At 51.5% G+C, this 25999-nt stretch carries 16 protein-coding genes; 6 read left to right on the top strand and 10 right to left on the bottom strand.

The annotated features are described in order from the left end of the window. Nucleotides 1–337: 337 nt before the first annotated feature. The 5 genes from FUA23_RS10950 to FUA23_RS10930 form a co-directional block, all read right to left on the bottom strand. Nucleotides 338–1192, bottom strand: coding sequence for a BRO-N domain-containing protein (locus FUA23_RS10950; protein WP_147930786.1), 855 nt, complete (start codon nt 1190–1192; stop codon nt 338–340). Between the two features lie 156 nt (nt 1193–1348). After that, on the bottom strand, nt 1349–2293 hold the full coding sequence (locus FUA23_RS10945; protein ID WP_147930785.1) for an ArdC family protein: 945 nt from the start codon (nt 2291–2293) through the stop codon (nt 1349–1351). 246 nt (nt 2294–2539) lie between these two features. Next, on the bottom strand, nt 2540–2956 hold the full coding sequence (locus tag FUA23_RS10940) for a hypothetical protein (RefSeq protein WP_147930784.1): 417 nt from the start codon (nt 2954–2956) through the stop codon (nt 2540–2542). Next, nucleotides 2943–3551 (bottom strand): hypothetical protein, encoded by a 609-nt coding sequence (locus FUA23_RS10935; protein WP_147930783.1) that lies wholly within the window; start codon nt 3549–3551, stop codon nt 2943–2945. The genes FUA23_RS10940 and FUA23_RS10935 overlap by 14 nt, the downstream gene beginning before the upstream one ends. A gap of 128 nt (nt 3552–3679) precedes the next feature. Then, nucleotides 3680–4345, bottom strand: coding sequence for a hypothetical protein (locus FUA23_RS10930; RefSeq protein WP_147930782.1), 666 nt, complete (start codon nt 4343–4345; stop codon nt 3680–3682). Nucleotides 4346–5574: 1229 nt separating this feature from the next. Here FUA23_RS10930 and FUA23_RS10925 point away from each other — a divergent pair. The 5 genes from FUA23_RS10925 (at nt 5575) to FUA23_RS10905 (ending at nt 13089) form a co-directional block, all read left to right on the top strand. Next, complete coding sequence (locus FUA23_RS10925) at nt 5575–7791, top strand: hypothetical protein (RefSeq protein ID WP_147930781.1); 2217 nt, start codon at nt 5575–5577, stop codon at nt 7789–7791. Next, nucleotides 7788–8405, top strand: coding sequence for a hypothetical protein (locus FUA23_RS10920; RefSeq protein WP_147930780.1), 618 nt, complete (start codon nt 7788–7790; stop codon nt 8403–8405). The genes FUA23_RS10925 and FUA23_RS10920 overlap by 4 nt, the downstream gene beginning before the upstream one ends. 1123 nt (nt 8406–9528) lie before the next feature. Continuing rightward, nucleotides 9529–10791, top strand: coding sequence for a DNA/RNA non-specific endonuclease (locus tag FUA23_RS10915; RefSeq protein WP_187270974.1), 1263 nt, complete (start codon nt 9529–9531; stop codon nt 10789–10791). A gap of 137 nt (nt 10792–10928) precedes the next feature. Continuing rightward, nucleotides 10929–11696: a SprT-like domain-containing protein gene (locus FUA23_RS10910; protein WP_147930778.1), complete on the top strand. Its 768-nt coding sequence runs from the start codon at nt 10929–10931 to the stop codon at nt 11694–11696. A gap of 178 nt (nt 11697–11874) precedes the next feature. Next, nucleotides 11875–13089 carry a hypothetical protein gene (locus FUA23_RS10905; protein ID WP_147930777.1) on the top strand — a complete coding sequence of 405 codons (1215 nt, stop codon included), beginning with the start codon at nt 11875–11877 and terminating at the stop codon, nt 13087–13089. A gap of 164 nt (nt 13090–13253) precedes the next feature. Here FUA23_RS10905 and FUA23_RS10900 read toward each other — a convergent pair whose 3' ends face one another. From FUA23_RS10900 to FUA23_RS10885, 4 genes are all read right to left on the bottom strand, one after another. Next, complete coding sequence (locus FUA23_RS10900) at nt 13254–13958, bottom strand: hypothetical protein (protein ID WP_147930776.1); 705 nt, start codon at nt 13956–13958, stop codon at nt 13254–13256. Nucleotides 13959–13980: 22 nt separating this feature from the next. Next, nucleotides 13981–15222, bottom strand: a complete 1242-nt coding sequence (locus FUA23_RS10895; RefSeq protein WP_147930775.1) for an McrC family protein — start codon at nt 15220–15222, stop codon at nt 13981–13983. Then, nucleotides 15219–18293, bottom strand: a complete 3075-nt coding sequence (locus FUA23_RS10890) for an AAA family ATPase (protein WP_147930774.1) — start codon at nt 18291–18293, stop codon at nt 15219–15221. The genes FUA23_RS10895 and FUA23_RS10890 overlap by 4 nt, the downstream gene beginning before the upstream one ends. Before the next feature lie 83 nt (nt 18294–18376). Then, nucleotides 18377–21106 (bottom strand): toxin-antitoxin system YwqK family antitoxin, encoded by a 2730-nt coding sequence (locus tag FUA23_RS10885; protein WP_187270973.1) that lies wholly within the window; start codon nt 21104–21106, stop codon nt 18377–18379. 86 nt (nt 21107–21192) lie between these two features. Between FUA23_RS10885 and FUA23_RS22580 the strand changes: the two genes are divergently transcribed. Continuing rightward, complete coding sequence (locus FUA23_RS22580; RefSeq protein ID WP_222707024.1) at nt 21193–21357, top strand: hypothetical protein; 165 nt, start codon at nt 21193–21195, stop codon at nt 21355–21357. Nucleotides 21358–21457: 100 nt separating this feature from the next. Here the strand turns inward: FUA23_RS22580 and FUA23_RS10880 are convergent, their stop codons facing one another. Continuing rightward, entirely contained in the window at nt 21458–25864 is a 4407-nt protein-coding gene (locus FUA23_RS10880; RefSeq protein ID WP_246144167.1) for a DEAD/DEAH box helicase, read from the bottom strand. Nucleotides 25865–25999: the final 135 nt, after the last annotated feature.

The following is a 25999-nucleotide window of genomic DNA, read 5'->3' as shown; positions in this document are numbered from 1 at the left end:
GGCTCAGCGGAGAGGGGCTATCCAAAAGAAAACGCTCTGCGTTTTAATGGTGAAAATCGCCGAAGCGCTAATAGGAAGTATACACATTTTGCCTTGAGAACGCCCTACCCTCTCTAGCAACTACGTAGGAGCCTCCAACAAAAAGTTAACCGCCTTCTGTGCTTGGCTGGAAGCCTGGAAGAGGAAGCGCTTGTCTCCCTTGAGGTAGCCCAGGTACGAGTCGATGTAAGCGGCGGCATTCTCTAGCCCCCCAGCCCCCAAAGGGGGAGCAGATATAGAGGGCGTCAAGCTTGGCGGGTGGGCCGAGGTTCTCTTCGTAGCAGCACTAAATGTCAAGCTACTTCTTTTTAGCCTCCAGTCTCGCTTTAGCCTTTGCTGCCTTGATCTGGTCTTTCCGGTTTTCGGAAGAAAGGACTTTACGACCGCTACGCAGTTCGAAGGCTTCTCTGGCCATGCCTGCGGCCTCGCCTCCCTCTTTTGCCGCATCATGGTTTTCGCGGAAGCCCTGTGCGTCGCGGGTTATGGCTTCGTGGCGAGTATCTTCCTCTCCAAGCATTGTGAAGATGAGTTCCAAGTTTGTCATGTGGTCACGAAGATTCTCACGTTTTAGGCCTTTGTGCTGTTTGTGGTCGCTGGGAGTAACACCGAAGGTGCCGCGACTGATTTCGGCGGTGAGGATACTGTATTCTTTGCCTGGATTGACACCTCGTTTTTGCCACTCTTCGGTGAGGAGCTTTCGAATGTCAATGGATTGTAGGCGTTTGTTGATCCAGTCCTCTTCATAGCCTAGTTTGCGGTAGTCTTCGCGCATTCGCTCGATGACGAGTTCGGGGTCCTCCATTTCCTCGATCCGCTGTTTTGCGGTTGCAGCGAGCCACTGCTTGAAGGGTTCTGCTTTGGGTGAGCTGATGGATTGGATGATGCGGAAGACTCCCTCTAAGTTTGAGGCTGTTATTTTCCGCTTTTTCCCATCGGCGGCGATCATGGGAAGTGGGGTACAAATTGTACCCCACTTGGCACTAAGCTCTTGGTCCCGTTGACGCATTTTTTTGATGTACTGCTTGACGTCCCGGCTTTCGCTAAGCAACCCTACTACATCAGCTATGGAGAACCACCATTCTTCATTGTGCCAGGTTTGGCGAATTTTCTTTCCATCAAAGATGGCCATTCCTGTTTCATCGTTGTCTTCCATGGTTTTTAATTTGGAGTTATTTGATGGGTGAATTTTACTGGTGGGCAAGCTGGTAGAGATCGCAAGGCTAATCACTTACCACAAGATACGTTTTTATCCAAAAAAAGCCACTAATTGTTGTTCAACATCTGCATTTTGACCTTTAAGCCTCTTCGCCTACGTCGGCGCCTCCAACAAAAAGTTAACTGCCTTCTGCGCCTGGCTGGAAGCCTGGAAGAGGAAGCGCTTGTCGTTTTTGAGGCAGCCCAAATAGGAGTCGATGTAAGCTGCGGCGTTCTCTAGCCCCCCAACCCCCAAAGGGGGAGCATTCAGGATGCCAGCGTGCTGACAGAGGTAGACGGCGCCGAGCTCGGCGATGAGTTCTTCGTGGGCGTGGGGCTCGGAGCCGGGGACGCGCTGCTCCTTTGGTAGCGTGATGCCGGGGCGACTGAGGCGGGAGGGGTGGCCGGTGCTGTGGGTGATCTCGTGGAAGAGGGTTTTGTAGTAGGCGGGTGAGCAACTGAAACGGGGCAAGGGCGGCATGTTGATTTGATCGGCGACGGGGGCGTAATAGGCGTGGTTTAGGTCTTTATGATTTACCTCTGGTACGTCCTGTAGGCCGAGTACAAAATTGTCGCAAGCCTCGATGGGGGCGTTGGGATTATCGCTGATCTCCGGTATATTGAACTCGATGCCCTCGATATCAGCGATATTGAACAGGTGGAAGGTGCGGGGCATGGGGATGGCCTTGACGAACTTGTCGCCGTCTCCAAGTTTGGCGATTTGGTCGGGCTTTAAGCTCTTGCCGTCGGCATCCTTATATAGGGTCTTGAAAAAGTAGACGGTTTCGGCTTTGGCTCCCTTACGGACCTGGCCACCAAGGGCCTGGGCTTGCTTATAGGTGAGGTAAAACGGCACGTCGAAACTCGGGAAGAAGTTGAGGAGGAAGGCGTTGATGCCGGTGTAAACATGGCCGGTGGCGTAGTTGCGAGCGAGGCCGTACTGGTTCCAAGGTCTTTGCCAGGGAACAGTTCCGGCTTCAAGGAGCTCGATGACTTTATCGGTGATGACCTGATATAGGTCGGGCTTTACGCGGGGTGCGCGTTTGGTTTTGGAAGGCATAAAATTGGTATTGAGAAGTGAAAAAATAAGGGCGCGGGCGCGGGTGCGGTGGGTGCCCCCCAACCCCCAAAGGGGGAGCAATGAAAAGCAGGGAGAGGAGCCTTTTTAGCTGCGCTGCTGCCTACGGCGGTGCAACCTTCTGACATAGGCTCCCCTACCCTGCGAAAAAACACCTACTGACACGCAAAATTATTTTGAGATAATGCTGGATGAGTATTTACCCTCTCCACGGGAGAGGGGAGAAAATCAGTACAGCCCGTGGGCGGTGCAGCGGTGAAAAGTGGTTTCCTTGATCAGCTGCTGGGCCAGGTCATATTTGATTTCGGTAAACTGGAGGCCGGTGATGAGGGTTTTTCCTTCGACAGCCAGGCGGGCCATGGGGAGGCGGGCGCGATCGGTAATGTTGTTGTAATACTGGCTCGTGCCGTAGGCGCGGAAGCCATATTTTTCGATGAATGTGACGCGGCGATCGCCGAAGATGGATTTAAGTCCGGAGGCTGTGGCGCGGAGGTAGACGGTGCGGATGGTGCGGGTGTCGGGGTCGATCAGGAGCGCGGCAACTTTGGGGAACGGTGCGCGGGGGTACTGGGCCACCGGTTCCGTGCTTCTCCCGGTGCTGGACCGGGAGAAGGGGCGCTGGTGGAGTTCGTTAAGCTGCGACATTGGGAACGATCTCTACAGATTGAGCTTCGTAGTCTGGGGCTTGATAGCCATCTTGAAGCAGGATGGTTTCGGGGTGGGTGACGGTATCGTCGCGGTAGATGGGCGGTAGTGCTTCGCGGATGTCCTCGGCTTTGGCTATGGCATCCTTAGGCAGTTCCTCGAAACTGAAATCGGCGACGTAATACGGGCCGTGCTCGGGATGCTTGCGGGGTAAGGGGCGGACGGTAATCAGGGAGGTGATGGGACTGACGCCATCGTAAACCATACGCTTGCCGGCGGCATCGTAGAAGCGGTCGACGCTGGAGGAGTGGAAGAGGACGCCGCAGACGTGGCCGCTCTTGTTGAGGAAGAAGATCTCGAGCCACTTGCGATCGGGGCCTTTGAAGAGCGGCGCGGTGAACACGCGCAAGGCTAAAGGCAGGATGCAGAAGGTGGAGCCGTTGGAGGTGATTTCTTTTTCCTTCTCGTAGTTGAGGGTGCCTTCCTTTGCGTTGAAGCGGTAATTGCGGGGAAGGCCTTCGAGGTAAGTGACACGCTCGGGGAGTGCTTTGGCAAAGGATGCCGGGTCGGATAGTGGGGAGTAATTGGTTGACATGGTACTGGTTGATTGGTATGTTGGTTCGTTAGATTTTGGTTCGTTGGATTGGAACCGTGAGGCGCCTATACAAAATCGTTTGGCGGGCGGGGCCGCAGGTGCAGAAACAGGTTCATGATGAGCAGGATTTAGCAAGGAAAATTTGATTCTTCGGCTATCTGGATATCGGAATCAGAGGTCTCTGGGGGGCCAAAAGACGGGTCGAGTCTGGCTTCTAGTGTTTGGCGGTAGCGAAGGTGTCCGGGCGGGATGCGGCCGTTACCGTAGAGGTAGTCGAGGTCTTGTTCTTGCTCACTTTTGGGGTTGAGGAAATTGGCCGGTGAGGGGATATCGAGGCAGCGAACCGGTCGAAGAGGACAGGGGCCGGGTGCGTCTGGCCCTGACCCTTCGGGGAATGTTCCTTCCTCGTCCTGGTCGGGGCCGAGCTCCTTTTCGAGCCAGTTGAAAAGCTTTTGCTCGTAGGTCTCGGATGGGTAGAAAAGGGGGATGAGCTCGAGGGCGAGAGCTTCGGTGACTCCGCGGGAGGAGGTACCAGCTGGAGCACGGAAGATGGCAAAGTGGTCACCTTTGCGGCCTATTTCTGACCAACCCTCTGGGAGGGTTTCCGGGAGACCGTGCGGAGCAGTAGAGAGGACGGCGAAGGTGCCGTCGGCCTTACTAATGGGGAGGGTCTCGGTAGCGCGGATGACGTCGGTCAGCAGGCACTGGATGAAGAAGCGGCGGGGCGCAAGGTCGCGCCAAAACTCGAACCGAGGCAGACCGGTGGCCCGCGCGAGTAGCGTATTTAAAAGCATTTGTGTGGAGTAAGTGCCCGGGCAGCCATTGTTTGAACTGGCTACCCGAGGCGGTTATCTATTAAGTCAAATCGCGGTGTAAACGACTGTATGTCAGCCCCTTAACCTACTTAAAGATACTAAAATTAGTTGGTTTTTACATACAAAAACCACAATTTATTTCATATAATTTGCTGGCTGTCAGGGGGTTAGGAGCCTTGCACTTTTGCGGGCATGGCTTCCCGGCTTCGGCTTCTGGCGGTCATACTATTAAGCAGCGTACCCGACTGGTGACGGTAACGCAATGCACTAAGTCCCGGCACTAATGCCCCTCGGCTGTTGCGCAGGGCACCGGGTTGAGTAACCTAGAAAGCAAAACTCCCAGACGCCGACGCGCTGAAGCACCCCAAAGCCCGGACCTGGCACCCAAGACCCCAAAGCCCGGATACAGGGCACGCTGCGCGCGCCGCCGGGGCCACGGGCAGCCGAGCAAAGAGAAAAATCCGCGCATAATAATGGTCGCCCCGTTGTTGGCTGCGAAGGGACTGTACTTTAGTCCAGGACAAGGTTTTCCCGGGGCGGACTAGCATGGTGCCCAAGACAAGGGGCTGCGATGCCCGGGTAGGGACGGCGGCCGCGACCACGAGCCACCGGAGGGAGAAAAACCGCGCAAAAAAGCCAGCACTGAAAGAAGGGCTTTTTTGCGCGGTTTTTTGACTGGAGGTGGTGAAGGGGGCGTGGCTGCCGGCACGCCCGGGCCCTGCGCCCTGTGAAGGGTGCCTTCATCGATGTCAGTAGAGGTTCTCCGCTCTGACGTTCTGAAAGGGACTTGGTCTGACCTCCACTGCTCTCTTAATTTAGCTTGCACCTGCGGCCGCGCCCAAAAGGTGCTCTTTCCTGCCCTGCTCCAACGATCGCAGCATGAAAATTTGATTGAAATAAGTAGTGAAACAGTATGTGTCAGTAGTGTTTCAAATTTTGCAGGTAAAAGTCGACGATCAGTCCTACTAGTCGAGCATTTTGAGGCAAATAACCTTCCTTGTTGAAACACTATTAGTAATAGTGTTCAACTGCAAATCGATTAGAAAGGAATGTTATGAGAACTTAATCTTTAAAATCAGTAGCTCCAACTAGACTGCGTTATAATAGAACACTGTTAAACCTGATATCTCATGTGCCCGAGGCTAGTATAGTTGCTCTGCCTTCCTTATATTTGTATTAGAATTAATCACCTTCCTAAAACCCTTATTATGAAAAATCCTTTTATAAGGATTTGTAGTTTATTGTACATACGCTCCAAACTCACCTTGTTCATCCTAACTATTGCGTGCTTATATACAGGCCCAACCAGCGCCCAGCATGGCACAATTACCTATAATCAGGCGCAAGACGTACAGGAGTATACCGAATTCGTCCGAAATTTCGTGCAGACCGAACTCCCCGGAGGGGCCTTCATCTTCCACCCTTCGGCTTTAAGCGGACTTAGTGACATAAACCTAATGTTAGGTTTATACTTCGACAAGGGGGACATTAGCTTCAAGCTGATCAGTAAGGAGTACAGTAAGGCAAGAAAAGGACTTGTGACCTACCGCTACCAGCAATACATCGGCTCCGTCCCATTAGAAAACGCTGGCTATGCGATTACCGGCATAGACGAGGATGCCAAGCCTGATCACCAGAGCGTTCCTACTGGTCCTGGGCCAATAGACTGCTTTCAGCCGATATCGTTCTTCCCCCATATCTACAACGTACCCCAGAAACTCATAGAGTCCAAGGCTCAAAAATCAAGAAAAGTACCGGCGACGCTACAGGTTAAGAACCGTTCCGACGTGGTTTACCTTAAACAGTCTTACATTATCGCGGAGGCTTCCGGTAAAGCGATCCTATCCGATGTATACTTATTCTCTGGGAACGCTCACCATTACAAAGGTTGGTTCAATGCTCTGACGGGTGAAGAAGTTAAGCGAATCGAGCTTGATGCCCACGTCAACGGAGACACAGGAAGATACGGCGTACAAAATCTAGACGATTCAGTAGAAGGCAACATGAGGCTACTACGAACCGCTGATGGTTTGATTACCACCCACGATTTTCGGGGCCGGCTTACCGTACCCAATCGTCCAGTAGACACGGACTATACCGTTAATAATATTGCCGAAATGGCTGCGGCTGCTATGGGTTGGCCCAATGTTGATGCCGATACCGAACTTCTATATGCGTCTCACTTCGTAGCACAACAAATCATACCGGTATTCCAAAATATCGGTATAACTTTTACTAACGTTAGAGTCGCAGCTGACCCTGCTTGGGGTAATGCTAGTTCAATAGATACTGAAGACACTCGGCCAAACGAAGCTACCATTGCTTTTGGTATAATTGGCGGAGCAAATTCGGCGATGTATGACGTAGCAGCGCATGAATTAGGCCATAGCTACCTAAATCGATTCTTTTCATACAATGATAACGGGCTTGAAACCCAGACAATTCACGAGGCCTTTTCCGATATGACGGGTTGCTTCGGAGAAGCCGTAGTAGACGTCGAAGATTGGATAATGATTGATGATGAACCCACCTTGGCTGGTGTTGCCCGAGACTTAGCCAACCCTACTGAGAGCTGTTGGACAAACTCTCAGACATTAGGACGATATCCAAGAGGAGGACCATTAAGAAATTGGTATTTTCAAGTAGCCACAGACGCTAACGGAATAGTGACCTTTCCACAGGCAGACCTGTTACCCGTCGTACTTGATGCTGTAAGTATGCTGAATGGGTCATCTGACGTGCAAGATTTCGTGGACGCCACTATTATTAGTGTAGCGAATGTTTATGGCCTCTGTTCACCGCAGTACCGCTCAGTACTGGAAGCCTGGACGGTAAATTGCTTTGTACGTACTCAGTGCGAATACAATATCACAGGTCCAAACTCGGCGTGCGCTGGTTTCAGTGGACTACTTACCTTAAACGTTACCGATCCCCTCCCGGGCGTAAGCTACAGGTGGAATTTCCCCCCAGAATGGGACATACAAGGAGTACCATCAGGTAATGGAAGTACCTATGCTAGTTTTATAAGAATAACGGGGATACCTACCTACAATTCATACCCAAGACAGTTCACTATCCAAGTGTACGCGCCCGCTCTTGGTAGTGAATTCACTGATACACATACTTTCACGGTTAATGATTGTGGAGACGATCCTTGTAGGGTTAGCGCTAAGGGAATCTACCATTCTGACAAGGTAAGTCCAGCGACTAATAGTCCGTCAGCCATGAACCTTAATGAGGTTCCTCCGGAAGCAACACATTTGCGTGTAGTTGATCTTATGGGCCGCATTCTTTACACTGGAACCGCTGTATCTATGAATGCAGTCATGAACACGCTTGGTAAGAAACCAACTAAAGGTATCTATGTAATAGTCTATCAAGACGCAAATGGTGCCATCATCGAAAACTGGAAGATACTCTTATGACAACAACTCAACCGCTCAACATTGTCCTAGTTCTGATACTCGCCATCAGTTTCCCTCCTATCCTCTTCGCACAGTTTGAGCTCTCCGCAAGGGTAGGACAGGAATGGCTGATCATTGATGAACCCAGCCCCCGTTCGGATGCCTACGTAATTCTGCAAGCTCCTTTTGCAGACAGGTCCACTGCGATTTCAATCTCTGGGGAGCAGACAATCATGGATAAAGTTAGTTTAGGACTTGATCTACAGTACGCTGCTTTTGCCTTCGACATTGAGGAACAAGGCATCATAGCATATCGTGAATCTGGATTTAAAGTATTTCGCCCCTGGCTATACATTAGCTACATCTATAATGATGCACTAACCTTTAGTCTAGGTCCCAGCGTAACGTTATTGAGTAATGAGTACAAAGAAGCGGATAACTTTCAGTTGGAAGTTGGTAACTTTAATACAAGTATACTAAACGGTACCAGTCAAGTAACATACCATTATCGAAATTTTGGATTATCAGTCCGTGGGAGCGTAGGCATAGCCTACTTGAATCCCGGATTTAGTGGAAATTACAATGCATTTAGTTCTATTGGCGCATATTTATCCTACCGGTTAGTGTTTGACTGATTAATTACACGATGTGGGTAAGTCCTCGTTATTATGGACTTATGTTAATGCAAGTGTTCGGACTATGGCTGCCATAATGTGAACGATTGCGAAGCTGAAACACACTGATAGCATAGTGTTTCATCCAAAGACCTCGAAGGGGCAGCCATACGGCCGCCCCTTCGTCATTTCCTGAAGCCTCGATAAGAAGATAGACTATCTCGCCAGACTGCCGGAGGCGGTCATAGGGTGGTGGGTGGGCATCGGCCTGTTTGCTCTGCCACTGTTGGCGGGGCGGCTTTGTTTGGAAGTTGGAGACGAGGTTTCGAGATCGGGAGGAGGTGAAGCGGCCCGGTTTTTTTGCGCGTCCGCCGGGGAGTGCGCAGCCCCCGGCGGACGCGCGAAAAACCATGCCGCGGATGGTAGAGACAAAAGTCAGCGATGAAGGGAGCCGCCCCGACAAGTGTGGCATGCCGCTTTTTTCGAAGAGCTCTGTTCAAAGTGATAGACACGGCAGTGCGGTTGGCCTGACCAACGGTTAAGGACGACGGCGCGGGCATCCGGAGGAGACCAGTTATCAGGTTTAAGTAGGAAAGGGCTTCGCCTTCAGCGCCGGACATTGATTGCTGTACATCCTGATTATCGATGGCGCTTTTATGGTGGTCTGCCTCTCTTTAGCTGCCGGTTTTGCTAGCAGTTTAGAGACTAGGCTGTCAGCAACGAGCAATGTAAGCGGTGCGGTGGACGACAGGGGTGGCCGCGCCCGCCTTAGCGGAGTAGTGGCCGCACCTGGCGTCCGCCGTGACGCGGGAGAAGCCCCCCAGCCCCCAAAGGGGGAGCAAAACCGGCGGGCAAAGTGGGGCAAGCCGCTTTTGGATCGAAGAGCGGGGTTTTAGATTGGATCACCCAGCAAGCACGGTTCGGCACTTTCGGGCGGCCAGCCGGAGCCCCCCGACCCCCAGGAGGGGGAGCGGAGGCTGGACGGGCGGAAGTGACGGATTGTGCGTGGTGTTCCGATTCCGTGCTTTGGGGTACCCTACCCTGCTCGTCCAACTTGCCTTGCATCCTGCGGCCGCGCCCAAAAACTTAACGTTACGAGGGAAACAGGGAATGGTCAGAAGCGTTGATGAAGAAAAGTTTACCAATGGCGATAAAATTCAGATTACTCCTTGTTTTGATTCTCAGCTCCTTTGTAGCGAGTGGCCAGACGATTGATACTCAGTTAGCCAGTAAGGAAAATCAGCGACGCTTGATCCTCCAGCAGTTGGATCTGCTGGACACCGAAATTGAGTCGCTGAAGTTTGAGCAGATTCAGGCGGATTTGCGAAGCGTCGGTCTGCCCGCTGGCGAACAAGTATGGCATTCGGCTATGGTACTGTCGTATGCGGAGGAATATGAGCAGGCGCGATGGGTGGCGCACATTATTCGTCCGGAGGTAACGGACGGGCGGGGAGCGCGGACGAATGACTTTAGGGAAGACCCTTTGGTTGCTACCGGCTCTGCAGTGGAAGCGGACTACTTTCTGAAATACCTGCAGCCCCCCAGCCCCCAAAGGGGGAGTAAAGCCGACAGTACTTATATATATGATGGCTTTGGTTATGACCGTGGCCACCTGGCACCGTCGGCGGATTTCCGGTGGTCGGAGACGGCGACATCGGAGAGTTACTTTTACTCTAATATGTCGCCTCAGGTGGGCGATTTTAACCGGGAAGGTTGGGCTAAACTGGAGGGTCTTTTGCGAGGTCATGTGGACAGGAACGGTCGTCAGTTGGTAGTGGTTACTGGTGGGGTGCTGCAGGAGGGCTTGTCGGTGATCGAGCGGGGTGCGAATAAGGTGTCGATTCCGGAGCAGTACTATAAGGTTGTGCTGGACCTGGAGGCGGGCAAAGCGATCGCTTTCCTGATGCCAAACGTGAAGCTCCCCTACCCCATCGAGCATTACGCCGTGCCGGTTGATGACGTGGAGGAGGTGACGGGGCTGGACTTCTTTAACCTGGTCGAGGGGCAGGAGATAATGGAGCAGGAGGCTGATACCAAGTTCTGGATACCGGCGGTGGCCGCCGGCGACGTCGACCCGATTTATGCTCCTTCGTTACCCCGGATGCATTTTAATACGGTGCAAGCGAAGCTTTACATGGGCAAAGGCAAGAAGATTACGGTGGTCGGTAAGGTCGTCAGTAGTCGGTACAGCCAGGCTGGGCATCTTTGGTTTAATCTGGATAAGCAGTACCCTAATCAGATTTTTTCGGTGATGATTCGGAAGGAGAACCTCGTTAACTTCCCCGGGGATCCGAAGGCGGAGTTTGAGGGAAAGGTTATTGCGGTTACGGGGGAGGTTAGTAAGTTCGGAGAGTCTGCGGTTATGGTTGTTGATGGGGAGGAGCAGCTTAGCCTTTTTGCCAGGTAACTCATCAGGCGAATAGTCTTGTAATGGAAACGTGAGTTTTGTAGTGATGTGTTGGCATTGCAGTTATGGTAAGCATACCTGATATGAAATGCGTCGTTAAAATTGTATCATACGATACAATTTTATATTTTTGGATTATGCCTCCCAACCTTACTCCGCAAATACCCGTCCAAGAGACAACTCCAACCACTGAGATTTACAGCGTCCTTCAGGAGGCTTATGAGTCTTTGAACTTGACTCTTTTCGACGGAGCACTCCCTAATTGCATGATCATTTTGAGGAGGGGAAGAAACTACCATGGTCACTATGCTCCCGATCGGTTCCAGAACATTGACGAGCACGGACAACCCGTAGTAGCGGATGAGATAGCCCTTAATCCGCACACCATGCGGCGACCTCCGGTGGATGTTTTGTCTACTCTGGCGCATGAGATGGTACACCTTTGGCAGCATAAATTTGGTAAGCCTAGTCGGGGTGGTTACCACAATAAAGAATGGGCTAACAAGATGGATGCTATTGGTTTAGCGCCGACGGATACCGGACAGCGGGGAGGCAAGCGAACTGGCCAGCGGATGACGCATTACATTGTTCCGGAGGGTAAATACGTACTTTGGGCTGAACGCTTTTTAGATGATCGGAAGATCAATTGGGCGTCGTCGGTACTGATGATGATTGCGGACGGAATGATTCCACTTCCCGGGCCAGAGGTTGACGGAGACAATACTTTTGGCGGAGGTCATACACCTAGTAAGGTTGAGCTTATCGCCCGTAAGAAGCGGCGGATTAAGTATTCCTGTGCCAAACATAATGTGTGGGGGAAGCCTGGCCTTAAGTTGACTTGTGATGAGTGCGAAGAAGTGATGGCACCGGAACCTGGTGAGTTGGGGGATCCTGGACCGGGGTGACAGCAGTTGACACCTCAGCTGGTCTCATCATCGCTAACTTGTAAGGAGATTGAAAGCTATCAACTCTACTTCTTGGCATGGTTGTCGGCTCTTTAGGAAGTTGAGTACCAGGCTGCATTCTGTACCTATTGAACTTGTACCTTACACTTTAATTTCTCATTAGGACCAACTCACTCAAATGAAAGGCGAAAGACAACTCGGCCACCCCTACCTCACCAGTTCTGAAAAATCGACCCGATTAAAGCGTGTTCAGCTGAATGACAAATTGATCAGCGAGGGCTGGCTTCAGGACAAACTGCATAAGTTTCCGGATTTACTTCCGCTAGATGAACTGGACGCTTCTTTTAGGGAATCGATATCCCTTTGCCGGGAGATGTCGGTGGCCAGTGGGCGCATTGATAATCTTTACCTCTCTCCTACCGGACACCTGACGCTGGTGGAAACCAAGTTGTTTCGGAATCCGCAGGCAAGGCGAGAAGTCGTAGGGCAGATTATTGACTACGCTAAAGATTTGAGCCGCTGGACGTTTGCTAAATTGGATGCCGCCGTACGTGCGGCCAACGGCACTTCAGGCAGGCCGGGTGCAGGCATCCTGGAACTAGCCGCCAGAGAAATGATGCACATTGATAATGAGGCACATATGATTAATGCGGTTGACAGGGGCCTGCGGCGCGGTGAGATGCTGTTATTGATTGTTGGTGATGGGATTCATGAAAGCGTTGAGGATATGGCAGAGTACATTCAGGTGGCTCCGCAATTACGCTTTGGCCTGGGATTGGTTGAACTTCAGCTATACGGAATGCCGGACACGGAAGACCTTTTGATTGTTCCTCGGGTAGTGACCCGGACTCGGGAAGTTGTACGGGCTGTAGTACACGTGAACACCTCTGGTGCTGATTCTGCCGTGTCGGTATCTGCTCATGTCCCCACTCCGGAAGTTTCGGATACCGCTTTACGAACGACGATTAGCGAAGCAGCTTTTTTCGAAGATCTACTCGCATATACTGACGCCCAGCAGGTCGCTTATGCGAAGAACATTTTGGCTTTGGCACAGGATGCCGGCCATTTCATTGACTGGGGGAGTAGTAGTTTTGTAGCTAAGTACCCCGACCCGAACGGTGGATCGATACTGATCTCTCTATTTGTAGTAAATAAATACGGTGCTTTCTACCTCATGCCAACGGAGAAGCAACTCCAGAGGATTGGCGTTGATGGCCATCTAGGCATTGAATATGCACAGCGAATAGCAGCAGTGATTCCCGGCGCGCAGCCGGGGGTCGATACGAAGAGTACACTGCGCAATTACATGAAGCTTTCAGCAGTTGGTTCTGTAGCAGGGGAAGTATTGGATGTTGTGGAGTGGTTGATCAAAACGATAGAAGAACGAATCTGAACAAAGGGACGTAATTCTACTTGATTTGCAAGGAGAAGGAGGTTGTGGATTAACCTTGGTGGCAGAGATTAAGTCTAATCCCTTTCATAGCTTTGACTTGGCACTGGTGCCCCATCAGGCAATTATTGTCACGATAGCTGCGGCGTAATCGACCTGACGGAGCACTAGTTCACGAATAACTTCCCTACCCGCTTCAGGAACCAGTCCCGGCTAGTCATTCGTTCTTTTTCGCCCCAGAAGTCGTGCTTGTGGATGGAGTTCCACCATCGGCAGCCGGGGTGCGCTGTACCGAAAACATCGTGAATAAAGAACAGCTCGCTTTCTTGGTGGAAATCCCAGAATGCACGGTAAGCCAGCTTACTGACGAAAGCTAAGTGGGTTGGCTGCAGGATACCGACGAGGGCAACGAGGTGGTTGTAGGCTTGGGTTTTGTCTTCTGCGGTCAAGTCAAGGCTTAAGCCAGTTTTAGCCGGGCGTAGAAAGTAATTGTAATAGGCCGTGTAACGCAGGTAGTTGTTGGTTGGGAGGTCTTCGCCTTCCAATAATTCCTTGATTGCGTACTCGACGTTGCGGTAGATGCTGAAGGCTTTGCTCCCATATTTTTGGTCTATACCTGAGCCGGCGGTGCCACGGGTGTGGATCCAGTTTCGATCTTCTTGGTCGAGCTTGGTGGTGGCAGTGCCATCGTACCAGGAAACCGGCTCTCTCTTTCCTTCACTTTCTTTCCGCAAATAATGGCTTTCACCGATCACGAGGACCTGTTTGTTCATGCGCCTGTAATGGGAACCAATTAGGGGGAGCATCTGGGGGTAATTCTGGTAGTGCGGGAGGAGGAGCAGGTCCTGATCGTAGGAGATGTCTTGGAGCATATTATGTATTTGGAGGCTAATGTTAAATAGGCTCAGCAAGGGCCGTTATCCAAACCTCCACCTGGCTGGCGATGGCTTTCATCCAGGCTTGAATATTTTGGTTCTGCAGGGGGATGCGAAGGAGGGTTGCTTCTACTTTGCTCCCTAAAAACCGGCCCTGCACCTGCGGCCGCGCCCCAATAAGCTGTGGGTAAAGGAGGGCTACGCGGGGAACGGTAAAATGATGGGCGTAGGTATATAGTTGTTGTAGATCAGAAGAAGCGGGTCGATTAGCGATTTGGCGCTTCCATTTTGCGTCGAGGATGGCGACGGGTTGGCCGTCTTTTTCGATGAGCAAGTCAGGTTTCAGGATGGCGGGGAGCTTGTCTTCGTTGCGCCAGTAGTGCTCGTGGTGCTGACTGATAACGCGGTAACCGCCAAGGTGCTGACGAAGGCTGGCTTCAAGGAAACGTTCCCAGAGTTGATTCATATTGAAAAGCAGGGCGAGTACTTCCTGGCCGCCACGTTCGAGATCGGGATGTAGGTTCAGTAAGATGAGCCGGGCAATTTCCAGCGGTTCACGGTAGGGGTCGGTTTGGCGATCAAAAGCCAGGCGGTCGAAAGTGGCGGGGATCGCTTGTATTGTTGGCAAATCAGGAAACCACAGGAGGAGTTCGGTCAAGCGGCCGCGTAGGGCGGGGTCATTTGTCAAACGTACGGCCACCACAAGTGCCTGACGCAACAGGCGGTTGTGCGGCGTATCTACATCATAGACCCGATCACGCACATAAAAGCGTTCGCGGTGAACGAGGTTTTGTTGCAATTGCTGTACGGGCAGCAAGCGTCCTCTCAGGGCCGTCCGGTTACCTTCACGGGTGCGATACTGTTTGACGAGGCCGCGCCGGAGCAGGGTTTCGGTATAGTCAGCAAATAAGGAAAGGTGATAGTGCAGTACATTTTTGGGGCGCGTACGCAGGTGCGCAGAGGAGGGATGAGGAGCAAGGGTGGAGGTTGCCCAAAGCATATCGAGTAAGCGCCGTCGCCAGGGTGTATCCTCTTCATTGGGGTCGAGCTTGGGAAGTACCTCCAGGGTAAGTTGGCCGACGCGGAGTACCCCGACGTAGCTCTTGAGTTTGATTCCGCGATGGATGAGGTCGAAGTAGTGATGGTTGCCAGCGGCATGGAAAGCGGATAAGGCTCGCCATTCTTTCTCCTGCAGGTTGGCAGCATCGGGGCCGATCTGAAGCCGCTGGTGTTCGGAAACGGTTAGGTGACGGGTACTCATGCGAGGCCGAGTTGACGTAGACACTGCGCCAAGGCCGCAGCATCAACGGGCCGGGGGAAAACGTAGGGTGTATAGTTTGTTCCGCTGACGTCGTTATTGGCGTCCGTTGGTGCGAAGGCGACCGTGCCTGCCCTGCCCTGTTGGCAGAATCCACGGCCGAGGATGAGCTGAAGCTGGCCGGGGTTACCAAAGAAATATTCGCGGAGCAGGGGAATCAGACGGTCACAAAAGACATCGCGCAGGGTTCTCCAGCCGCGAACGTTGAGAAAATAACTGTGGCCGAGGGCATGATCAGCGTCCCGCAGGGCTGTGATGCGGGCGTTAAGGAGGTCGAGTAATTCCGCGAGATTAACGGAGAGGTCATCTACATCGATGGTGACGTCTTCTTTGAGCACCTGGTGAAGTACTTCGGTATTGGGCGGAACGGAAAGGAAGCTGAAGCGGCGCCGGAGGGCGGCATCAAGGGTTTCAACGCTGCGGTCTGCAGTGTTCATGGTGCCGATGAGGTGGAGATTCGGGGGAACGCCAAACCGATGGCGGCTGTAAGGAAGGGTGAGCGAAAGTGCTTCCGCCTCTCCAAGTCGTTTGCTCGGTTCCAGGAGGGTGATAAGTTCGCCAAGGATAGCGGCTACGTTGCCCCGATTGATCTCATCGATGATGAGTACGTAGGGCAAGGCGGACGGCCAGCGGAAGTCTTCGGGTTTGAGAGCGCGGACGGCTAGGCGGCGGCCCTGCACATCGAGGTTCTCCCGGCGTTTCACGCTATCGGAGCCTTTGATCGTTTCCCCAAACTCGCGAACAGCATTGAGGACAGCCCACTGCAAAGAAGCATTGCTTCCGCCAATGACCTTTCTAAAGTCGGTATAGATATTTCCGATATCGTGCAGGTCGGTGATGGCCTCGCTGAGGCGGGACTGGCGGTCGGCGGAGACCGTATAAGTACGATCACCACTGACGTGCTTTACCAAAAGATTGCGCTGGCTGGTAACGCCAGTAATTTCGGCACCGTGCCCACCTTTCGTTTGGATGGAAACAACTCTCCCCTCCCCTATTTCTTCTTCCACCTGGTTGAGGTAAGCATTCCAGACCGTTGCGAAGTTAGGCGATGCCTGTTCGTTCGCGTATTGCTGCTTGGTGTATTCAAACGCAGCATTGGTAACAACTTCCCGAAAAATACCGGGGACGACCTCATAGCTCAGGTTGCCAGCGTCTTCGCCTTCGCCCTCCAACACAGGCTTAAGCCCTTCAACGAAATCTTCGTAGCTAAGGCTTTGGTGAAAGGTGGTGAAGCGGATTCGCCCCTGCTGTTGGTATTGGCGAAAGCGATCCTGAACAGCGGTTCGGTTTTCGGCAGCTACGGTAGAAAGCTGCTTTCCTTCCACGATAGCGACCGCACGGGTGACGGTGGCGTACGTTTTGCCGGTCCCGGGCGGGCCGTAGAGTATTTGGTTGAGGGTATGGCGGTGGCTTCCCAATGTTACGGGTTCAATTGTGGTTGTTTCAAAATCGGCAAACGCAGCGGCTAATTCGGGGCGGAGGCGATACGGATAGCGGCCATTGGCGGGGGTGATGGTATAGAGGATGGCCCAGTACTGGGTGGTATCGTCTTCCCATCGTTTGTCGAGCTGTGTTTCATCAATGTCGAGATGGGCGATGATGCGCTTGGCCAAGTTAGCGCTACGGGAATTGACGCGGATCGCCTTACCAGCTGAGGGTTCGACTCCTTTCATGATTGCATCTATCCAATCGGCCCGGTTTTCGTGGTTGGGCGAATGGTAGAGGGCGCTGATCATTTCCAGGTCTTTGGGCTGGAAGACCGTAGCGTTTTGCAGGAGTTCGGCCCATTGCTCCGTAGTTATGCGGACGCTGGACGCGTCGCCGAAATCAGTCGCAGGTACGCCGGCCTCCAGGAGTCGTTGGTGGATTTCCGGATAGTTCTGCGCGATGTGTTCGAGAACGAGGGGGTATTTGCGCAAGGTGCCGAAGCTGTTCAAACGCATCAAGTGTCCTTTCCCGGTGTAGGTGTAGTTGACCTCGCCGAACCATTCTACGTCGCGCTGATGGAGGAGGCCGCTTGGATCATCAGGGCTGAATCGGTAGGGGCCGGTTAGTTGGCCGACTCCGACGATGAGGTCGCGGCCTTTGCCTGCGAAGACGATGGCACCTTCCGGAGCGGTAGCGAAGTTCCAGAGGATTTCTACCCATCCTTTCTGGTATCCCTCGATTTGATCTTGTAGGTTCCGGATTTCTGTTGCATTGGCGAAGCGGCTCAAGTCACCGACCTGCATCTCGCGGTAGCTGACTGCGGCGATGCCCTGCTTTTGGAAAGCCGGCCACCATTCCCAGTCGGTGCTACTACCGGTTTTACAGACGAGCATTGCGGGGCTTGCCTGTTCATCGGGTGCAGATGTTTCTTTTTGACGGTTCACCCAGGCGCTACGACTGACTTCAGCAAAGGACTGGTTGGGGAATTTATCACGTACTGCTTCGAGGATGTCCTGATAGTTTTCCCAGCTATCGATCTGGTGCGGTAGTTCGTGGTCGGCGAGGAACTGTTTGGTTGGTCCGTTAACGGGGAAGAACTGATCCGGTAACATCCGGAAGAGGCCTTCGGTGATTTTGGTGTAGCCCATTCCCCAGATGCCCTGCACCTGCTGGTAGAGATCATCGGTGATGCTTTCGGTTCGGGCGGCATTGAAGAACGTCCATAAAAGGGGGATGTCTTCTGGTTTACGGCGGAAGGCATAGCCGAAGAACCAGCTGGACTGGTTGTTGGGCGTCGGGACGCCGTAGAGGTGATCGATGGGTGGGACGTCGAGCTTGATTCGCTGGGCAAGTGCATTCAGATAAGCTACATTCTTTCGGTCTCCGTAGCGCAAAAAGTAGGTCAGGAACGTAAAAGGACCCATTTCCGTCATGGGGGACCAGTCTGCATCCGGAGCTAGCTTATCGTGGAGGCTGTTGGCGGGGGTCAGCTCGGCGATGAGTTCGATGAGTTCCTGCTGGCGGTTTTCGTAGGCGGAGAGCCAGGCGGTTAGTTTTTGGAGTAGTTGTTGGTAGGGGTAGGTCATTGGTGTTTTTTTGGGGGATGAAAAAATATTAGTCCTACAGCTTGCCTTTCAAAATCAGGAATATAGTAACTCAGCGTAATTAGTTATTGTCTCACCCCATCCTTAAGTCTGACCTTTTGAAAGAGGCCGTTTTCGTCTTTAATTAGGAATTTGCCTTTTGCTAACTTTTTGGTCTTGACATCAAAGAAGTTCTCTCCAACAAGTACACCATTATCATATACAGCCTTGCGGATAAGCTCTTCTTCACTGCCAGAAACTTCAAGTGCTGTTCCATCTAATCTGCCGGAGTTGTAAGTGCGTTCATACATGACCTTGCCCCGAGTATCCCTGAAGCGCTGCTGCCCGTGCAAGATACCGGCCAAATTCACTGGACTTTCCGCCCAATTATCAATGAAGTAATCAGGTATCATCATGAGCTTTACGACCTCATTAACTCTTTTAGTGTAAACTACCTCTTCCTCGCCAAAAAGGTGAGTGAAGACGACAACGGTAGAATCTTCCACCTGAAAACTATAAGTAGCAGTAATCTTTTCCCTCCTATCGAATTGCGTGATGCTCTTCAGATGGCCATCAAGATATTGAGCTTCGTATTTTTTGAACCCCTCAGAGAAATCATATCCCGTTTCAAGCTTTCCAGTGTCGCTGAATCTGGTTGTTGAGAGTAAGTTGTCTTTGCCCTCTACAGCCAAACGGGTTTCCCAGATTCCAACCGCTTCGCCGAACTGCATCAATCCAGAGCTTACTGTGTTAGCATCGTAATCGATAATTTTAAATCTCCCGTGTTCTTTTCCGTTCAGGAAATTACTCCAGATCGCGGCGTTCTCAGTCAAAGAATAATGAGAGCCTTGTAGCTGACCGTTTGAAAACGTTGCTTTTCTGATCGTATCTCCATTTTCAGCGACGATGGTCATGGGACCGTGGTACTCACCGTTTCTGTAACCAAACTCACAACGGTCTTTTACCCAGCGATAAGAGAAGCAATCATCAGAGCCTTCTTCTTTGCAGGGCTCCGGCACTTTATCCAGGAATGAAAAAGTAGTAGCCGGTCCGGTTTTTTCTCCATGATCGTAAGTGGAGATTTGCCGTAGTTCCCCGGCATACGGGAGTTTATCCCCATTGTCGTCTGCCCAATTGGGGTAATAATCAATGACCTTTCCATGTAGCTCTCCCTCTCTATAGAAAGCTTCCTTCAATAGCATGTTGCCAAGACTGTAAAACTTCCACTGTCCTTCTCGTTTGCCTCTAACGTACTCCCCTTCTTCTATTTTCATTTTTGGCGGACCGTCAACTATCGACGAGTGAATGCCCGCGACTAAGGAACTTGCAGATAAATAGGCCGTAAATCGGCCGTGTCTTAGACCTTCGCTATTAAAACCTACCCTCACTGTATCTCCCTTCAAGGTCCAAAAAGGACCATCAAGAACACCCCTTCGATAGGTGGAATAAGCAATGGGGTAGCCTTCATTGTTGTTATCTGAGGTTCGGTAAAGCGTCCAACGGCCGTCTTCCTTACCATCTATATAAGCAGCTTTGATGTATCCAGGCTCTTGGTAGATTATAGCCTGGCCAGTCATCTTTCCGTTTTGGTAAGACACTTTCCTGATCAAATTTTCGCCATCATACAGTTTCACCTCCCCGTGTTTATTTTGGTTGATGAACTGCCCTTCTTCAGTAAGCTTGCCGTCCTCGTAGAGTTTGTAACTGGCTACCTCAGGTGTTATGTAATCCAACTCCGCTTTTATGGACCCATCGCTATTATAGACGGTTGACGATCCTACCTGGGCCCCGTTTTCATAACGCCCTTTTTCAAAGGGGTTCCCCTTCTCATACAGGACGAACTCTCCATTTTTCACCCCTTTGGAGTAGGTAAACAGGGTTTCCCGGTCACCTTGTTCATTGAATTCGACCACTTCACCGTCTAACTCATTATCCGCATAACTCCCCGTTTTCATTATTTTCTTTGTGCCAGGATAATACCATTCAAACGCCCCATTAGCCTGACCGTCCTCAAAGGAAACTTTACGGGTCGGGTACTGGCTCCCATCGTCATAATACGAGACGATCTCTTTCCCAAAACGGGTTTCTATTTCCATTTGGATCTTTCCATATTCCCTGACCTCAATTTTAGGGTTATCAATTTGTCCAACTTTCCAGAAATAAGTTGTTTCGGTATTCCCTTCGAAATCTGACTGCTCGATAAGTTCCCCTTCGTAGTATTTCTCCTTTAGTACAAGCTTTCCACCCTGATCGTATCCAATCCTTTGACCATGCAGCAAGCCTTTTTGGAAATTTGATTCTACGAGTGTCCTGCCATTATTGTAACGCATCGCATATTTCCCATCCAGTAGTAAACCAGAGACATAACCCTTGCCACTAACTAACCCCTGGCTTTGACCACCGTAAGCGTAATACGTTTTCTCGCGATCCCAAGAAGTGAGTTTGTTGTAGGTTATGGTAAAGTGCTCCGTTCCGTCTGAATAGGTGATTTTTCGATCAGAGGCTTTGCTAGCCCTTTGTCGATCATCGTAAGAATAACTCCGGGTCGTAGTGGTACTATAATAGTTTGTGGGTGCTGTTACCCTACCATCATCTCTGGGTACCGTTCCTGCCTGACCAGTCCAAGGGTTTATGTTCCCTCTGGTTGAGTAGTTATCGTTGACGGTGCTATTCGGATTTGTCCGCTTATACCCTTGAACCCGTGTGCCGTCCTTTCGGGTGTACCCTCGTACCGAATGATAATTTGGGTTCACCTGAGCGACGACGATGCTCAGACAGCTGGCTAATAGTAATAGGGATAAGAGGAAACGATTCATGAACAAGTCTATTTAACTGGGTTAGGGCCGTAAGCGAGGAAAAACCTTGAGGCGCAGCAGTGGTGTCGGCCATGATAGATGCTAACATGAGACAAATCTCAATTATCACCCCGATTGAACGCTCGATATACAACCACCACGATCAGAATATTCACCGGAATCAACAGAAACCATGGGAGACTATCCAAAAAGTTACTGGCCACGTCGAGCATGGAGAAGAATATGCCTACAGCAGTAAAAAACAGGACTAGGTAGAGGATTGATTTGAGCGTACTTGGCCCCTGGTCTTTTTTGTTGTCATTCATCGTAATGGGTTTTATGTTTTAAAGAATCGACGTGTGCCCTTCACCATTATTCATCAAAATCAACTTTAGGGAGGCTTGCAACAATGTCCACCGTCCTCACACTAACCTCCACCACACTAAGCAGCAAATCCAAAATATACCTCGGATTCCCCACCTCCTCCGCCCAATCATTAGGATCATTCTTAATCCCAGACTTCTTATCCGTCTTAACCTGGTACCGCTCCATGATCCACTCGATGGCGGATTTGCCGTTGACGATGTATTCGTACGCTTTGGCAGGAATGTTCTCCAGCTTGATGGAAGAGTTGTAGATGATGGTATGCTTCTCCCCTTTCTTGATGAACTTCATCTTCTGGACGCGGAAGTTGCCCGACTCCTCCCCTACTACCTTCACCTCGGCGTTGGCAGGAACGGATTCGTAGTTGACGTGTAGCTCGCCGAGTTCACGGCCAACGTTGCTGAATTTCCAAAAGTCTTCGCGGCTGTCTACGAGGGGTAAGCGGGGCAGGCTTTTCTTCAGGTCGTTCTCGAAGGTGGTACGGTATTCCGGACTGTGGAGGAAACCATAAACGTAGTAAAAGATGTCTTCTTTGCTTACGTTGGTGCCGTATTGGGCCTGGGCTTTCTTGTGAATCCAGTCGGTGATGCCGTCGTGGCGGGTGTATTTGGTTTTTTCTTGGGAGGCGAAGAGTTCACCGGCTTGGGCGGCTGATTCTGTGTAGTAGTGGAGGGGGAAGCATTGTGATTTTCCTACTATTTCTAAATCAGGTAATGTATCAACAAGTAGTGATGTAAAGCGCTTAGTTACTCCAACTCCGGAACAAGCAAGTACAGTGTTCCTAATTACATTATTTGGGAAACTCTTTGGGACTTGATAAACCATGTCATTCAAATCTTTAGAGAAATAAGAGTTTTGCTTGAAAAAAGGCCGATAAACACCAACGTAGAGTCTCTCTTTTAAAAAAGAGAATTCATGATTTCGCTTTAAGTTATTGAGGAACCCCCTATTCCAACTTATTGATTTGTTATCATAGGAAACAAAGGCTTTGGGGCTGATTTGCTTCACGGAAGTCTGATCGTGATATTTTTTCCTTTGTTCGTTATAAAAGTCAATAGTTTTTTTGACATTTTTTTTCAGAGAATCCTTACTTGAGTTGTAGCACCAAGCGTCTCTAGCAGTTGCTACTCCTCTAGTATAGATGGGCATAAAAAATGTCTTTCTATTTTTCTTATCATCTTTATCACCTATAGGAATAAACTCTTCAAAGTTTGTATTCCGTTGATTCAACCAATCCCCATGCTCATCCGGCTTCAGCACCGTCCACTTCATTTCGGGAGCAGCTACGGAGCCAAAGTCATCAATGATTGATAGTTTTTCTTCGCGGCTTAGGTAGTCACCGATGTCGTGGTAGTTTACGGTAGCGGGCTGGTCAGCTTTAGTGGGATCTTTTACTAGGAAGGTGATGGTGATGGGGGTGCGGGAGCCTGAGCCGAATATCTTACCGCCTTCTTTGCGGGATAATTCACCGCTTGTACGCTGGTTACCGCGCAGGTTAAAGACGTAAATTGAAGAAAATTCCTCAATCAGCGTTTCGCGGAAGCCGGACTGAGATCCTCCATCGATCCAAGCACCATTGGTAACGAAGCCGATGATCCCGGGAGTGTTCTTGTCCAGGCGGTCGGAAGCCCAACGGAAGGCTTTGATATAGCTATCGTAGAGAGAGTTAAGGTTAGTGGAATTGGCCCGGAAGGCGTAAGTATTTGCAATGCGGCTATCCAGCACCTCATACTTCTGATTCTGGGCGTTGTCGTTGGCTGATTTCTGGCCTACAGAATAAGGCGGGTTGCCCATGATGACGCGGATGGGTTGGCCCTTTTGGGCTTTTACCCGTTCGGAGTTTTGAGGAAAAGACTCGCTTATGAGCGCGCTATCGGCGTCCGGCTCCCCCAACTGGAAGGTGTCGGTGAGGACGATGCCGTCGAAGGGAACGTAGCCATCCTCGCCAGGGGCAAGGTCGTGGTAAGTGGACTCGATGTTGACGGCGGCGATGTAGTAAGCCAGGAGGACGATCTCGTTGGCGTGGAGTTCGTATTTGTATTTGCGAGCGAGGTCTTTCTGCTCGATGAGCCCTGACTGCAGGAGCCGGGTGATGAAGGTACCGGTACCAGTAAAGGGATCTAGGATGTGGACGTTTTCATCGGTGAGGCCGAGGCCGAACTCTTGCTGGAGGAGATCGTTGACGGATCGGATGGTGAAGTCGACGACTTCGGTGGGGGTGTAGACGATGCCGAGCTGCTCGACCATCTTGGGGAAGGCGGTGGCGAAGAACTTATCGTAGAGTTCGACGATGATCTTCTGTTTGCCCTCGGCGTTGTCGATGCCAGCGGCGCGATTGCGGACAGAGGCGTAGAAAGCATCCAGTTTTGCGGAGTCTTCTTCGATCGCTTGTTCTTCCAGGGCATCGAGCATCTTTTGCATCGATACGGAGATGGGGTTGTTACTGACGAAAGAGTGTCCTTCAAAGAGGGCTTCGAAGACCGGCTTGGTGATGATGTGCTGAGACAGCATCTCAATGGCCTGTTCCTCACCGATGGCGGGGTTGATGTTTTGGCGTAGCCCCGCAAGGAAATTGATGAAGGCTTTCCGATGGGTGCCCTCGGCCTGCACGAGCCGACGGATGCGAGCGGTTTGTTTCTGGGCGATTTCGGCGATTTCCTTGGCCCAGGTTTCCCAGTAGGTACGGGTACCTACTTTGGTGACGAGTTTGGCGTAGACCATCTCCTGGAGGGCTTCGAACTGCATGGCGAGTTGCTGGCCGAGGCGGTCGCGGGCGGCGTCCATGGCATTGTCGCCGTAGTCACCGGATTCGCCGTTGTCGGGGCGGCCGATGATGATTTGGTCTGGTTTTTGTTTGTTGAGATCAATTTTGTTGACGGTGGCGTTGAAGCGATCGTCGTGGGCGCGGAGGGCGTTGAGGACGGTCCAGACGACGGCGAAGCGTGCGTTGTCGTTGAGGGCTTTATCGGGTTCTACGTCGGAAGGTATGACGACGGGAATGATGATATAGCCGTATTTTTTTCCTTCCGCCCGTCGCATAACTCGACCTACCGACTGGACGACATCCACCTGGGAGTTACGGGCGGTGAGGAACATGACGGCATCGAGGGAGGGGACGTCGACACCTTCGGAGAGACAGCGTACGTTGGTGAGGACGCGGCATTCACCGTCGTCGGGGTCGGCTTTGAGCCAGGACATCAGTTCGTCGCGCTCGGTGGCGGACATACTACCGTCGATATGTTGGGAGTGGACACCGGCCATTTTCTCGCGCTGGCGGTCGGGCATGTCCTCGATATAAAGCTCAGTGGTCTCGTTAAAGTTATTGGTGATGCGCTTGGACACCTTGATGTTCTGGCAAAAGGCGACGGCCCGGCGCATGGGGTCGGGATCGGTTTTGGTGAGGCTGCCCTTGTCGCCAATGAGTTGTTTGCTGAGGGCATTGATGCAACCGACTAGCTTGGAGGCATCATCGAAAGAGATTTCGGACTCTTCGTTGGAAATGGCGCGTTGTACGACTTCGGGCACATCCTGATCGGAGAGGGTGAGGACGAGGACTTTGTAATCAGTAAGCAGATTGCGTTCGACGGCTTCGCCGAAGCCGATGCGGTACATTTCTTCGCCGAAGATGGTCTCATCGTCCATGGACCAGACGGTGGCTTCGTTTTGGGCGGCTTTGGCTTTGGAGTCGTCAGAATACAGGCGTGGGGTGGCGGTCATGTAGATCCGCTTGTTCGCCTGAATAAAATCGTTGTCGTGGACGCGAACGAAGGCGGAAGCTTCGGCTTCCAGGTCTTTGGCACCGGTGGTGCGGTGGGCCTCGTCGCAGATGATGAGGTCAAAGACTCCGAAATCGCCGTCGGTGACCTTTAGGAGTTCCCGTTGGGCATCGGCGATTACCTGAATGGATTGGTAAGTGGAGAAGACAACCGACATTCCTTTATCGGTTTCGGTGCGGATATCGCGAAGTTGTTTGACGATCTTTTTGACGTCGGTGGAGGCGGGTAAAGCGAGGTCGACGACCGTAGCGGTAACCGCGTCCTTTTTTTTGCTATCCTTGGTGATCTTGGGATCTGAGCAGATGCAGACTGCGTTGATTGGCTCTATGGCCTGGGCAGCCCACTCGCGGAGCGTTTGTCCCAGCAGAGCGATGGAAGGGACGAGGAAAAGGACAAGTCCGCTGTGATTGGTTTCCCGTTCGGCGATACGGAGGGAGGTGAAGGTTTTGCCGGTACCACATGCCATGATGAGTTTGCCGCGGTCATGGGTTTGAAGGTGTTTGTGAGTTTTGTCGGAGGCGTTTTGCTGGTGTTCGCGGAGTTTGTATTTGGTTTTGCGGGCATCGGTGCCGACGAGGCCGTCCTGTAGTTTCCGCCAGTCTACGGCAGACTCCTGCAGATCGGAGAGGTTAGAGCGTGTCTAAAAATTCGAGTCAAGATTTCTCTGTATTGACGATAGAACCATCTGAATGTTGGCCATCAAAATGAATGAAGCCGAATTTTCTATCGTTCGTTCCAGGTCCTTGGTGATTCT

The sequence above is a fragment of the Neolewinella aurantiaca genome (assembly GCF_008014675.1).
Classification (GTDB): domain Bacteria; phylum Bacteroidota; class Bacteroidia; order Chitinophagales; family Saprospiraceae; genus Neolewinella; species Neolewinella aurantiaca.
Note: the sequence above shows the minus strand (reverse complement) of the source record. Positions and strands in the feature narration are given on the sequence as shown.